The sequence below is a fragment of the Ensifer sp. ENS11 genome, assembly GCF_014851895.1.
Classification (GTDB): domain Bacteria; phylum Pseudomonadota; class Alphaproteobacteria; order Rhizobiales; family Rhizobiaceae; genus Ensifer; species Ensifer canadensis.
Map to the genome: position 1 here is coordinate 65,493 of NZ_JACVAN010000004.1, position 12,925 is coordinate 78,417.

The 12,925-nt window shown below is 61.9% G+C and carries 17 protein-coding genes; 5 read left to right on the top strand and 12 right to left on the bottom strand.

Annotation, left to right across the window (positions count from 1 at the left end):
- Positions 1 to 18 precede the first annotated feature (18 nt).
- The 4 genes from IB264_RS09575 (at position 19) to IB264_RS09590 (ending at position 2,298) form a co-directional block, all read left to right on the top strand.
- Positions 19 to 672 carry a VIT1/CCC1 transporter family protein gene (locus IB264_RS09575; RefSeq protein ID WP_025427415.1) on the top strand — a complete coding sequence of 218 codons (654 nt, stop codon included), beginning with the start codon at positions 19 to 21 and terminating at the stop codon, positions 670 to 672.
- A 185-nt stretch (positions 673 to 857) separates the two neighbouring features.
- Positions 858 to 1,169, top strand: a complete 312-nt coding sequence (locus IB264_RS09580) for a helix-turn-helix transcriptional regulator (RefSeq protein WP_025427414.1) — start codon at positions 858 to 860, stop codon at positions 1,167 to 1,169.
- A 52-nt stretch (positions 1,170 to 1,221) separates the two neighbouring features.
- The gene (locus IB264_RS09585; RefSeq protein ID WP_025427413.1) at positions 1,222 to 1,689 is read left to right on the top strand and encodes an SRPBCC family protein; all 468 of its coding nucleotides are present in this window, start codon (positions 1,222 to 1,224) and stop codon (positions 1,687 to 1,689) included.
- Positions 1,690 to 1,866: 177 nt separating this feature from the next.
- Positions 1,867 to 2,298, top strand: coding sequence for a hypothetical protein (locus tag IB264_RS09590; protein ID WP_225906564.1), 432 nt, complete (start codon positions 1,867 to 1,869; stop codon positions 2,296 to 2,298).
- Between the two features lie 54 nt (positions 2,299 to 2,352).
- Here the strand turns inward: IB264_RS09590 and IB264_RS09595 are convergent, their stop codons facing one another.
- From IB264_RS09595 to IB264_RS09640, 11 genes are all read right to left on the bottom strand, one after another.
- Positions 2,353 to 4,425, bottom strand: a complete 2,073-nt coding sequence (locus tag IB264_RS09595; RefSeq protein ID WP_025427411.1) for an ASKHA domain-containing protein — start codon at positions 4,423 to 4,425, stop codon at positions 2,353 to 2,355.
- Between the two features lie 161 nt (positions 4,426 to 4,586).
- A complete protein-coding gene (locus IB264_RS09600) occupies positions 4,587 to 4,934 on the bottom strand; it encodes a hypothetical protein (RefSeq protein ID WP_025427410.1) in 348 nt (115 codons plus the stop codon).
- A 481-nt stretch (positions 4,935 to 5,415) separates the two neighbouring features.
- A complete protein-coding gene (locus IB264_RS09605) occupies positions 5,416 to 6,381 on the bottom strand; it encodes a methyltetrahydrofolate cobalamin methyltransferase (RefSeq protein WP_025427408.1) in 966 nt (321 codons plus the stop codon).
- A 99-nt stretch (positions 6,382 to 6,480) separates the two neighbouring features.
- Positions 6,481 to 7,572, bottom strand: a complete 1,092-nt coding sequence (locus IB264_RS09610; RefSeq protein WP_025427407.1) for a methylenetetrahydrofolate reductase — start codon at positions 7,570 to 7,572, stop codon at positions 6,481 to 6,483.
- A complete protein-coding gene (locus IB264_RS09615; protein WP_057210906.1) occupies positions 7,569 to 8,177 on the bottom strand; it encodes a methylenetetrahydrofolate reductase C-terminal domain-containing protein in 609 nt (202 codons plus the stop codon). The genes IB264_RS09610 and IB264_RS09615 overlap by 4 nt, the downstream gene beginning before the upstream one ends.
- Complete coding sequence (locus tag IB264_RS09620; protein ID WP_025427405.1) at positions 8,170 to 8,472, bottom strand: virulence factor; 303 nt, start codon at positions 8,470 to 8,472, stop codon at positions 8,170 to 8,172. Before IB264_RS09620 ends, IB264_RS09615 begins: the two co-directional genes overlap by 8 nt.
- Positions 8,473 to 8,731: 259 nt before the next feature.
- Complete coding sequence (locus IB264_RS09625) at positions 8,732 to 9,535, bottom strand: formyl transferase (protein WP_025427404.1); 804 nt, start codon at positions 9,533 to 9,535, stop codon at positions 8,732 to 8,734.
- 197 nt (positions 9,536 to 9,732) lie between these two features.
- Positions 9,733 to 9,996 (bottom strand): DUF1488 domain-containing protein, encoded by a 264-nt coding sequence (locus IB264_RS09630; protein WP_025427403.1) that lies wholly within the window; start codon positions 9,994 to 9,996, stop codon positions 9,733 to 9,735.
- A gap of 89 nt (positions 9,997 to 10,085) precedes the next feature.
- Positions 10,086 to 10,208 (bottom strand): hypothetical protein, encoded by a 123-nt coding sequence (locus IB264_RS35120; RefSeq protein WP_255753466.1) that lies wholly within the window; start codon positions 10,206 to 10,208, stop codon positions 10,086 to 10,088.
- A gap of 45 nt (positions 10,209 to 10,253) precedes the next feature.
- Positions 10,254 to 10,562: a hypothetical protein gene (locus tag IB264_RS09635; protein WP_025427402.1), complete on the bottom strand. Its 309-nt coding sequence runs from the start codon at positions 10,560 to 10,562 to the stop codon at positions 10,254 to 10,256.
- 378 nt (positions 10,563 to 10,940) lie between these two features.
- Complete coding sequence (locus tag IB264_RS09640; protein WP_025427401.1) at positions 10,941 to 11,561, bottom strand: DUF1638 domain-containing protein; 621 nt, start codon at positions 11,559 to 11,561, stop codon at positions 10,941 to 10,943.
- A 39-nt stretch (positions 11,562 to 11,600) separates the two neighbouring features.
- Between IB264_RS09640 and IB264_RS09645 the strand changes: the two genes are divergently transcribed.
- Positions 11,601 to 11,759 (top strand): hypothetical protein, encoded by a 159-nt coding sequence (locus IB264_RS09645; RefSeq protein ID WP_025427400.1) that lies wholly within the window; start codon positions 11,601 to 11,603, stop codon positions 11,757 to 11,759.
- Positions 11,760 to 11,965: 206 nt separating this feature from the next.
- On the opposite strand, the gene IB264_RS09650 is transcribed toward IB264_RS09645, so the two are convergent.
- Complete coding sequence (locus IB264_RS09650; RefSeq protein WP_025427399.1) at positions 11,966 to 12,664, bottom strand: B12-binding domain-containing protein; 699 nt, start codon at positions 12,662 to 12,664, stop codon at positions 11,966 to 11,968.
- Positions 12,665 to 12,925 lie beyond the last annotated feature (261 nt).

A 12,925-nucleotide genomic window follows, 5' to 3' on the forward strand; every position in this document is an offset into this window, starting at 1 on the left:
GCAAGGGGAAGGCGTGCCATGGCGCGAGATGACCAGTCGCGACGCATTTTGGATCCGATCGATCGCCTCTCGGAGATCATTTTCGGGCTGCTGATGGCGCTGTCCTTCACCGGTACGATGAGTGCGGCCGTCGGTGGCGGCGAGAAAGTGAATGCGGTGCTTGTCGCCGCTTTCGGCTGCAATCTGGCCTGGGGCATCGTCGATGGCGTCATGCATGTGGTAACGACCGCGGTCGAGCGGGTGCGACGTCGCGGCCTGGTCGACGCTCTGCAGCGCGAACCTCTCGATCGCGCCCGCCAGATCTTTCTCGACAACCTCCCTGATGATATCAGGTTGGTGTCAGCGCAAAGCGAAATCGAGGCGCTGCTTCTGCGCGTACGGGCCTTGCCGTCCAACGGTCAGCATTCCGTGGTCACAGGCGGAGACCTCAAGGCCGCGCTTGCCATCTTCGCGCTCGTCGTCATCTCGACGCTGCCGCCGAGCATTCCCTTCCTGTTCATCGAGCAGATCGACGTCGCCATGCGCGTTTCGAACGCCATCGCGCTCATCATGCTTTTTATCGTCGGAGCACGGCTCGGCAGCTATATGGGGCGAAGCCCCTGGCCGATGGCCTTCGCCATGGCAGCGATCGGTGCCGTACTTGTCGCAGTGACGATCGCGCTTGGTGGGTAGAGGGCGCAGCACGTTCGGTCCGATGGTGAAGCGCGCCGACCCGCTGCTGATATTTTGAATCACGTTCGCAGCTTATCGCCATGAAACAGCATGACTTTGTGCCGTTCCATTGTGCCAATCCCGCTGTCTTGCCGCCGGGCTCAAGCGGTGCTTGCCCTTCCATAAGCGTAGGCTTATAATAAGTAATGACTTATGAAGGCAGAGTGCTTGCGGCGTTGGCAGACCCGACGCGGCGCCAGATTTTCGAGAGGCTGGGTACCGGTCGTTGCTCGGTTGCCGATCTCGCACGGTCGTTGCCGGTGTCGCAGCCGGCAATATCGCAGCACCTGAAAGTGTTGAAAGAGGCGGGCCTTGTTCACGACACGCCTTCAGGCACGCGCCGTATCTATTCGATCGACCCCGCTGGCCTTGGTCCGCTGCGGCAATGGCTCGATCGCTTCTGGGGTGATCAACTCGCCGCCCTCAAGGCAGTGGCGGACCGCGACGAAGCCATCTGACATCTCGGCATGGTTTGTGGTGCGGTCCATGAGGCAAACGGGAGTTTGTGAAATGCATCACATCGAGCCTGCCCCTGTGCGCAAAACCGTGACAGTCCGCGCGACGCCGGAGCGCGCCTTCGACATCTTCGTCGCCGGCATGGGCGAATGGTGGCTGAAGAGCCATAGCCTGACGGCAAGCGGACAGAGGACCGTCGTGGTCGAGCCGTTTGCGGGCGGCCGCTGGTACGAAATCGGCAATGGCGGCGAGGAGAAGGAATGGGGGCGGGTGCTTGCCTGCGAGCGGCCGAGGCGCATCCTCCTTGCCTGGCAACTGAATGCCGACTGGGTGTTCGATCCGGAGTTTGAGACCGCGGTGGAGGTCATCTTCGAGCCCGCAGTCGATGGCGGCACCACCGTACTGCTCGAACATCGCGATCTCGCCAATTATGGTGCGAAGGCGAATGAAGCCCGCGTGGCGCTTGATTCAGAAGATGGATGGACGGGACTGCTGGGGGCATTTGCGGCGAGGGCCGCGTGAGATTCTAAGCGTCACCGCCTTTCTCGAACGCGCTCCCTGGTGCGTTGTTGCAGCCCTCATCCGCTTGCCGGCACCTTCCCCCGCAGGCGGGGGGAGGGATGCTTGGCACTGTCACCGCCCTCACTTGCCGTTGGGCCAAAACATTTGACTATGCAGTGACTTGAACGCAAGCATGCCATGACGTTCAACCGAAGCAACGCGCGATCAATTATGCAGGTATCAACGCCATTGGAGGCTTTTCCCGAATTGGGATCAGTCGCAAACCCCGTAGTGTTCTATGACGGCATTGACGCCCTGGTTTGCTACGAGACCTCGCCCCCGGTTGGCGGTGGCAACGTGGTCCTGAGGTTCGGTGACGTTATCGATTTCCGAGTCACGCCGATGAATGTCGATGGCCTGCCAGGATGCAGATACCCGGTCCTTCCGTGGGCGTTCAATGAAGTCTCTGGTGGCGAGGAAACAGCCCGGTGGGAAGTCCTCAGTCCACGATTTTGGATCATATCCTTCCACGACGTCACGATCGACGTTCTGTTCGAGACGGTCTCCCTCGTGGTTCATGACGAACGCGGCGGGCCGCTGCGCAGGACGCTGATGGACGTCATACGTTGATGCGCTGAAGACCATTCTAAAGGGCGCAGTGTGTCCGCTTGCTTCTTTTCGGCCCTACTCCCGGCTACGCCTCCGCCGTCTGCCGCCGCCCTCGCCATCATCTGCCGCCACCTTGCGCTCCGGCAGGGTGACGACTGCAGACAGTTTCGGGAAGGCGTCGACCTTGTTCGGCATTGCCATCGCGTTGATGAAATGCTCCTGAAATTTTGATTCAAGAGCGGTCTCTATCTTCTCGATTTTGCTGACGGTTTGCTCGATCTCGCGACGGTGGCCGCGGTTCAGGAGCGCCATCAGCGCGCCGGTGCCGGCGGCGTTGCCGACGGCCTTCACCTCGTCGAGGTCGCAGTCCGGGATCAGGCCCAGCACCATGGCGTATTTCGGATCGATGAAGGAACCGAAGGCCCCGGCAAAGCGGATGGTGTCGACATGGTCGATATCCAGCTTTTCCATCAGCAGCTTGATGCCGGCATAGAGCGCCGCCTTGGCGAGCTGGATGGCGCGGATATCGTTCTGCGTCACGGTGATGCGCTGCTGGCCCTCGTGCAGCAGGTAGGAGAAGGTGCGGCCGTTCGGGATGATGCGCGGGCTTTTCGCCGCCATCGCGCCATCGACGACGCCATCCTGCGAGATGATGCCTGAGAGATACATCTCCGCGACGATTTCGATGATCGCCGAGCCGCAGATGCCGGTGACGCCAACGGCGGCGGCCGCCTCGGCAAAGCCGTCCTCATCAGACCATTTGTCGACGCCGATGACGCGGAACCGCGGCTCGAGCGTCTCGGGATCAATGCGCACGCGCTCGATCGCGCCCGGTGCGGCACGCTGGCCGGAGGAGATTTCAGCCCCTTCGAAGGCCGGGCCGGTGGGCGAGGAGGCGGCAACGACGCGATCCTTGTTGCCGAGCACGATCTCGGCATTGGTGCCGACATCGACGAGCAGCATCATCTTGTCCTGCCGGTAAGGGCCTTCCGACAGCGTGGCGCCGGCGGCATCGGCGCCGACATGGCCGGCGATGCAGGGCAGCATGTAGAGCCGGGCGCCGCGGTTGACGTCGATGTCGATCTCGTGCGCCCAATATTGCAGCGCGCCGGAGACAGCGAGCGCAAACGGCGCCTGGCCGAGCTCGGTCGGGTCGATGCCAAGGAACAGGTGGTGCATGATCGGGTTGCCGACGAAGACCATGTCGAGGATGTCGTGGCGGTCGACCTCACCTTCGGCGCAGACCTTGCCGATCAGGCCGTTGACCGCCTCGCGCACCGCCTTGGTCATCGCCTCGCGGCCATCGGGATTCATCATCACATAGGAGACGCGGCTCATCAGATCCTCGCCGAAGCGGATCTGCGGGTTCGAGGTGCCCGAGGAGCCGACGATACGGCCGGAGAGCAGCGAGACGAGATGCATGGCGATCGTCGTCGAGCCGATGTCGCAGGCAACGCCATAGGCCTCGTTCTTGAGGCCCGGCCACAGGCCGACGATGAAGGGGCGTGAACTGTCCATGTCGCGGTGGATGGCGGCGGTCACGGCCCAATTGCCCTTGCGCAGGATGCCCTGGACCTGCGGAATCAGGTGCGGCGCGATCAGCAGGTCCTTCCAGCCCCAGTCCTTCTCCAGCATCACCTTCAGCCGGTCGAGATCGCCGAGCGGCTTGTGCATGTCGGGCTCATCGACCTCGACATAGCAAAGCTGGATGGCGGCGTTGCGCTCGATCACCCGGTCGCTTGCGGCCTTGCGCACCACCTGGGCGTTGATGACGGTATCCTGCGGCACGTCGATGACGAGATCGCCGAGAATCTGGGCGGAACAGGAAAGCCGGCGACCGTCAGGCAGTTCGCGCACGGAGGCGTAGCGCTGTTCCTTCGGGCCAACAGGCGAAATATGGTCGTTGGAGGAGACGATCTTGTGCTTGGCGAAGTTGCCTTCCTGCACCTCGATCTGACAGCGCCCGCAGGTGGCGCGGCCGCCGCAAACACTTTCGACATAGACCCCGAGCGAGCGGGCGGCATCGAGAACCGGCGTGCCGACCGGGAAGCGGCCGCGCTTGCCCGATGGCATGAACAGAACGAGGGGATCCTTGTGCGCGGCTTCGGTCATGTTGGTCTCGATTTCGGAAGTGCCTTCGATGCGCATTCTGTTCTGTCTTTCCTAAAGCCTGCTTCTGCCCGATGGACCGAGGCATGGGTAAACGTCTTCAGACTGCACCGGAATGCTGCCTGATAGTTGTCAGATCCCGACATGGAAAGATCTGCGAGCATCATTTCGTCAGGGTTGCGCTCGCGGGGCGTATCCGTTCATGACGTCTTGCGCGACAGGCGCCGGGCATTGACGCGCACGCGCTTGCCGTAGGGTTTAAGGGCGGCGGCAGCGATCGCCGTTCCACCCAGGCCAAGCGATGCGCCGCCGCCGGTCATCAGCCGCACCGCATTATCGAAACCGGTGCGCCACAGCGCCATGTTCACGGCCATGGCACTTTCCGCGGTGGCCGCGATCTTCTCGGAGACCATGCGGCTAAGCTCGGTCGGATCCTGCGTTTTCCCGGTCAGTGCCGCCAGTTGCATTTCGTGCAGCCGCAGCGCCATGACGAAAGGGGCTTCGAACCAGAGCGTGAAAGTGTCGAGGTGAAGTCGGCGCGTTGTCATCGATGATCCCTACTCTTGTGCTGCGACAGCGACGGTCGGATGCTTGACTATGGAGCCGTGGTCAGTTTCGCAGCTGCTATTGCCCAGACAAACGCCGCCGCCAGTGTCGTCGAGCTACCCCAGAAACAGACGTTCATGACCCGTTCCTGGGAACCAAAGTTGATCCTCCTCGTGACAACCGCAACGAAAGTGACGGCAAGCACCGCGAGGTTTGCGAACAGGACCGGCAGGACTTAAAGCGCGTCGCGATCTCCAGGATTCGCTTGCTGCGCTTTAAGTTCTTGTTTTTGCCCATGTCGTTATCGCAAAACCGCTGCGCACTTTTGCGCGACATGCCTTAGGTCCTGAGCGCACCGTAGAGCCTTTTGAACTCGCCCGCATCCTCAAAGAGCGCATATCTGACAAGGAGAGCCAAAGGACAACCAGGGCAACTCATGACCTGGTTGTCCTTTCGATGTGCAGTACGGCGCCGAGCAAAAGCCTATTCGCTCGCCGCAGCTCCGCCGGTGCGCGCGGCGCGCCCGCCGCGACGACCGCCGGAGGCTGCCGGTGCTGCGGCCGCCGCCACGGCATGGCCGCCTTCTGCCGGCTTGTGGTCGCGGTAGGTCCTGATCCAGTTGGTGCAGTTGGCGTCGGTGCCGTTCAGAACGTTTGCAGCGCGAACGGCCTCCATCTCCTGCGGACGGCAGGGGTTCATGATCGCGGACGTCATACCGGCGCCGATGACCATGGGGATGAAGCCGGCATTGATGCCGTGGCGATGCGGCAGGCCGAAGGAGATGTTGGAGAGGCCGCAGGTGGTGTTGACCTTCAGCTCTTCGCGCAGACGGCGCAGAAGCGCAAACACCTGCCGGCCGGCGTCGCCCAGGGCGCCGATCGGCATGACCAGCGGATCGACGACGATGTCGTGTGGCTTGATGCCATGATCCATGGCGCGCTCGACGATCTTCTTGGCAACGGCGAAGCGCACGTCCGGATCCATCGAAATGCCGGTTTCGTCGTTGGAGATGGCGACAACCGGCACGTCGTATTTCTTGCAGAGCGGCAGGATCGCTTCCAGCTTTTCCTCTTCGCCGGTGACGGAATTGACGAGCGGCCGGCCCTTGGCGACCTTCAACGCCGCCTCGATTGCCGCCGACACGGAGCTGTCAATCGACAGCGGCACGTCGACAAGGCCCTGGACGATTTCCAGCGTCTTGACCAGCAACGGCGGTTCGGTCTCGTTCGGGTTGACGGCGGTGACGCCGGCGTTGACGTCGAGCATCGTCGCACCGGCGGCGACCTGCTCCAGCGCGTCCTTGATGACGGTGTCGAAATTGCCTTCGATCATTTCCGCGGCCAGCTTCTTGCGGCCGGTCGGATTGATGCGCTCGCCGATGACGCAGAAGGGCTGGTCGAAGCCGATGATGATTTCGCGGGTGGCGGAAGCGACGATGGTACGGGTCATGTAAGATCCTTTGATCCTGTGGCGTCGGGTTTCGTTATCTCACCCGTTAAGCGATGGAGGCGGCCGGACGGGCCGGCGCCGGTTTTGTCTGCGATTGCCTCAGTGGGGATGGTGGGCCGCGGCCTCGGCCATCTCCTGCTGGTTTTCTTCCTTGCCTTCGCGAATGTGCTCCATGCGGGAGGCGACAAGCGCATCGGTCGGCAGCGTTTCGTGTTTCCAGGGCTTGCGACCCTTCAACACGCCCGATTCATGCACGATCTCTGCGACATATTCTTCCTGGCGATAGGCCATGACGTGGACGCCGGAGACGCCTTCGATCTCCTTGACCTCGTTGATGATGTCGATGCAGAGCTGCTTACCTTCCTTTTTCTGATCCTGCGCACCTTCCAGCCGCGTGATGATGCTGTCGGGAATGTGGATGCCCGGCACGTTGGAGCGGATCCAGCGGGCGGTTTTCGCCGACGCCATCGGTCCGACGCCGACGAGGATGAAGCATTTTTCGTGCAGGCCGAGATCGCGCACCTTCTTCATGTATTCGCGGAACATCGGCACGTCGAAGCAGTACTGGCTCTGGACGAACTGCGCGCCGGCCTCGATCTTCTTGGCCAGCCGATAGGGGCGGAAGTCGTAGGGAGGCGCAAAGGGGTTGATGGCGGCGCCGAGAAACACCTGTGGCGGCGTCGTCAGCTTGCGGCCGGAGAGGAACTTGGAATTGTCGCGCATGATGCGCACGGTCTCGAGCAGCGACATGCAGTCGAGGTCGAACACCGGCTTGGCGCCCGGCTGGTCGCCGGCCTGCACGCCGTCGCCGGTCAGGCACATGACGTTCTGCACGCCCATGGCGGACGCGCCGAGCACGTCGCCCTGGATGGCGATGCGGTTCTTGTCGCGGCAGGCGATCTGCATGATCGGGGCATAGCCCATGCGCGTCAGCAGTGCGCAGATGCCGACAGATGACATGTGGCAGTTGGCGCCGGAGGCATCGACCGCATTGATGCCGTCGACCCAGCCATCGAAGATTGCGGCGCGCTCGTAGACGTCCTGCGGGTTGGCGCTGTCGGGCGGGTTGAGTTCGGCGGTGACGGCAAATTCGCCGCGACGCAAAACGCGCTCGAGCCGTCCGCGCGAGGAGTGGCCGGGAAGAGGATCGAGCGGCGCGCCGGGGTCGTATGGATTGTAATCGGGGCTCATGCCTGGTTCTCTTTTGCCTGGGCTTCGCGGCGGGCGGCGGCTTCCGCCGTCACCCGCAGCCACGACGAGGTCTCGCGCAGCGACTGGTTGACCGGCTTCTGCACGTTCATGATCGCATCGCCCTTCGTCATGTTCTGCGAACCTTTCCACGCCTGCACCCAGACGCAGGGCATATCCGGCTCGACCTCGCAATTGCCGTTGGCCCTGACGCCGCCGCAGGGGCCGTTGCGCAGCTGCTTCGGACAGTTCATCGGGCAGGACATGCCGGTCGACGACAGCGCGCACTGGCCGCACATGCGACAGTCGAAAAGAAAGCCTTTGACGTGGCGTTCGACGAAGGTCACCGGCCGCTCGACGCGGCCGTAGCCAATTGCGTTCCACAGCGGGTGCAACAGCAGGAAGAGATCGGCAAAGCGGTTGTAGAACCATTCGAGGAAGCGCGAATGGCGCACGGCCCAGAGGCGGACGGTATATTTGTGGCGCGAGCGGCGGCTCGGCGAAACGCCGGCGGGGGTATAGGCGCCGGTCGCGGCCTTGGCGGCAGGCGCGGCATTGCCCTTGACGATCTTCGCCTCCGCTGCACCTGCGAGCTTCGGCTCAGCCATTGTCGCGGCCTCCTGCTTTGACGAGGGCAACCAGGCGCTCGCGGTCATAGGCGGCTTCGAGCTCGGCGGCCGCACGGTCTGCTTCCGCTTCCAGTTCGTCGGAGACGGGTTCTGGCTCGGCCTTGCGCCATTCGGCGAGATAATCGTCGGTTTCGGCAGCGCCGGTGCGCATGGCGCACATGTCGATCGCCTCGGTGAAGCGCAGCGAAAGCTCGCGCTTGGCGGTCGTGCGGCCCTTCTTGATGATGACCTGGGCCGGGATGTCGCGCCAGTAGACGATTATGCGATCTGCCATCGGGTGTCGTTCTCCTCTTCCTGCGACAATGCTTATGTCCGGGCGCTGTGGCTCACCTCGCCACGACGTTGGATGTGTCCAAAAACGACGCCGGCGCAGAACGTCGAAGACCCCCGGCACTCTACGCGTTGCCGCAATGCGGGCAAGTCCACACTTCGGGATATCCATCGGTTGAGGAGTGTCAGAAATTTCAGGGCCTTAGGGCCTTCTGACGGCCACAGGCGGCGTGTCCTCATCGGCGAATCTGCGCCCGGTTTTCCTACCAGATGCCGCGCCGAATTCCATTCCAGAGCCATGTCCAGATCGGCGGGTGGTACCACTGTTGCGACGGGCCTGCGACATCGAGCGGTTGCAGCTTGCCCTTGAGGGCATCGTCGACGGCGGCAATGGCGATGCCGGTGGAGGCCGCCGTCTGCAGCAGCGGATAGGTATGCATCGTATCGCGGCGGTCGGGCGTCTGGCGCGACTGGTAGAGAATGCCGCCGGTATCGACGCCTTCGTCGACGAGATGCACGGTCGCGCCGAAATTGATGACATCGTCGTTGACCTGCGCCCAGTAGCCGCCCATCAGCCCGCGATAGCCCGGATTGATGCCGGCATGGAAGTTGACGACCGGGCAGGGGATCTGCGCCAGGGTATGGGCCTTCAACAGGCGGCAACTGATGAGAAAGACGACTTTTGGCGCGAGCTGCCGGATCTGCGACACAGCCTCAGCGTCGTTCACGGACGTGATCTGGCAAACCGGTACGCTCGGATCCGGCGCGCCCGATACACCGTAGTGCCTAAGGATGCCTTCCGCTCTCTTCCGGGTAAAGCGCTTGCCGAAGCGCGAGGCGATCATTGTCGCCAATTGCCCGATCGCTGTCGGCCACCCGAGCTTTCGCGCCCGCCGGCGCAGGAAGAGGCTCTTGGATTCCGGCTGCTCCTGGAGAACGACGATATCGTCAAAGCGTGCGGCGAGCGCATTGATCATGATCCAGGGATTTTCTCCGCCCGCCGTCACCACGACGACGCGGCTCGGCTGCCTGGCCGCGGTGTTGGTCTCATTGTCTGCGTCCGCCATGCCGGCCCCTGAAGCGTTGGTCGCAACAGATATGGCGGCTGGCGCGTTACCGGCGACTTAATGGCGGGTATTTGGGAAGCAGATGCCAGAAGTGGCATCGGGAGACGGTTTGGCCGAGGCTGGGGCATCGGACCCCGAGCGCGTCGCGACGAGCGTGTTCGTTCGATGGTGGCAGATAAGGCGCCGGCTTGTCCGGTCTAACGGAAGTCCGCGGCGGTCAGGACATAGATCGTCTTGCGACCGTGGGCATATGCTGCCTTTGCGACTTCGTAGATCTTGTTGCGTGCAGCGTCGAATGCCAGAAGGCAGGCCGCTTCTGTCGTCCGGGTCGGCGCGCCACGCGAGAGCGCCTCCGCCTCGACATAGAAGGGCACTTCGAACATGCCATCGTGGCCAAGGAAGCGAACAGCGTTCCTGGTATCGTCGAAGCTTCGGCTTTGGTTGGGGAAGCTTAGTGGCATCGTGTGATCCTTTTTAGCGATAAGCCAGCTCGGCCAGCGGTCGGCCGGGCGGACGAGTGAGGATGGGCGTTTGGCTCCGTGCCGCGCCATCACAAGATCCGGCCGAAGAGGATCGTGGTGATGACCACAAAGACCGCGACCGAAAGAGCAATCCAGGCAAACAGACCGCGATAGTCGAAGAGATAGATCTGAGCCGGTATGTGGTATTTCATGATCGCCTCCCGTGGCTGATCTGTTTGGCCGGTTTGGCATGGTCGTTATAGGATATGTGCCGTTCTGAAGGCTCGCTCGGCCAATGCCATCCCATCCTTGCCGGCACTGACAATCAATTCGAGATTGCCTTCATCCGTTACACGCTCATGGGTTTCGCGGCTGCTGCGGATGCGATACTGGAGCGCATTGTCGCGGATCGGCAGCGTCGCAACGATGCGATACGTTTCTCCAGATATTGACTCTCTCGTCAGCGCCCCCTTGGAGCGGACAAGTTGGCCAACATGGAAGCGGTGGATCGGTAACGTGTCGCGCGGGCCGCGGATGATGCGTTTCGTGAAAGATAGAGCGTTCATAGTGGTCTCAGTCCTCCTCAAGCGTTGGTAAGAGTAATTCGGCTGCAACAGCCGCTCCGCATTTCGCGCTGGCGTAGACGGATCAAATGCTCGTTGCGATGGGCCGGACAGACGGCTCGAGATCTGTTTCGAGACGCGTTGGCCGCAAGCACTGACGCCGAGCCTGCCTGTCTGTCGAGAATTTAGGGGATTGGGGCGGTTCGAAGTTCTGATACCGCGAAAGCCACATCGGCCAAATCAACTTGCCACAGCATAGCGCGTCGATTGAGTTTCAATTGAGGCGGGTTGTGTATGCTGCCAGATCCGAGCTCATCCTGTTGGCGGAGCTTTCCCTCGGTCTTTTCTACCTGAGCTGGGCGCCACATACCTTCTGCGGGATCAGGCGCTCAGCAGTGATTTCGTCAGGTCGCCATAGCCGGTGAAGCGGTATTCGTATTCGAGGCCGAGGTAATCGGCGGCTTCTTTGGCCTTTGCCTGCAGCGCTTCGTCTTCCTGCTGCGAGAGGTAGACGAGCTTGCGGTAATGGCCAAAATACATATCCCGGAGTTCCGGATGGCGCTTGAGGCCGAGCGGCTCGATGACGAAGGCCTCGAACTGGCGGGCGAGGAAGTCGGTGAGGAAAAAGGCGGTCAGATCGTCGTCCCAGCGGCTGGCAAAGGCATCGTTGCCGGCGAAGAAGGAATAGCAGTGCGGGCCGGGAATGCGCTCGACGCATTCTTCTTCGCAGAGCCGGTCGAGGTGGCCCCCGGTGCCGCAATCGGCATAGGCGACGAAGATGCGCTCGAAGCCGGCTGCACGTGCCTTGGCAATCGCCTCCTTGACCCCCGGCGTGATCTTTTCCGGCGTGTTGTGCCAGATGGCGGGCAGACAGGAGAGGTCGACATGGTCGAGCCTGTTGGCCTGGCAGATGGCCAGAATTTCGCGCGCGATTGCGCCGCAACCGATGACGTGAACTTTTTCCGGTTGTGCGCGTTCTATTGTGCGCGATACGTTTTCCATCTCGATTCCACCCAGTGATCAACGTGAAGGAAGCTGGCCATGAAAACACAAACTGTTGCGACCGTCGGAGCCGTGCTCATCGCGCTTATGACGTTGAGCGCCTGCGGCAACACAATCCGCGGCATCGGTCAGGATACCGCAAACACCGTCAACGCGACACAGTCGGCCGGCAAGAAGGTGGCCAACGCCGCCAACTGAGCCGTGACCTGAAGCGCCGCGCGTCGAATTCGGCTGTGCCAGAGACGCTTTGATCCCCTGGTGTCCAGCCTGGTGTTCCGCGGCGGTCGCGACGTGGAACATCAGCAGACGCCGCGGTTGCGCAGCCCTCCGTTTTCATGCCAGCAAATGAAAAGCCGGCCGCAAGCGTCATTGCTGCGGCCGGCTTTCGTGTTCGTGAAGCGGGCTCAGCCGGCAGCGAGCAGGTTGTGCTTGCGCTTCATGAAGTCCTTGGCGGTTTCGACCGCGACTGCCGCGTCGCGGCAATAGGCGTCGGCGCCGACGGCCTTGCCGAATTCCTCGTTGAGCGGCGCGCCGCCGACGAGCACGACATAGTCGTCACGCAGTCCCTTTTCCTTCAGCGTGTCGATGACGACCTTCATGTAGGGCATGGTGGTGGTCAAAAGCGCCGACATGCCGAGGATGTCGGGCTGCTCGCGCTCGATCGCTTCCAGGTAGTTTTCGACCGGGTTGTTGATGCCGAGGTCGACGACATCGAAGCCGGCGCCTTCCATCATCATGCCGACGAGGTTCTTGCCGATGTCGTGAATGTCGCCCTTGACGGTGCCGATCACCATCTTGCCGAGCTTCGGCGCGCCGGTTTCGACGAGCAGCGGCCGCAGGATGAACATGCCTGCCTTCATCGCATTGGCCGACAGCAGAACTTCCGGCACGAACAGGATGCCGTCGCGGAAATCGACGCCGACGATCCGCATGCCTTCGACCAGTGCCTGGGTCAGGACGTCGTAGGGCGTCCAGCCACGCTTGAGCAGGATGTTGGTTCCGTCCTCGATCTCCTCCTTGAGGCCGTCATAGAGGTCGTCATGCATCTGCTGCACAAGTTCCTCGTCGGAAAGGTCCTCGAGAATGATTTCATCGTCTGCCATAGTAGGGTTCCTCGGTTCCTGGCACGGCCGGGCTAAAATCCGGACACGTTCAACAATCAATAGCGGTCGACGCGTAAAAATCTGTTTTCGAAAGCGACGTCGCATATGACAAAAAGCGACGGCAGGGCACCTTCTTTCGAGGCCTGTATATTCTTAACAAAAACAATATATTCGCGCCATGCGGTTTTTGGCCGGCGATGACGCAGGTCGCAGTGTTCGAGTTGCGCCACTTGTTGGCGCATTGAGACCCGTACAGTCCCT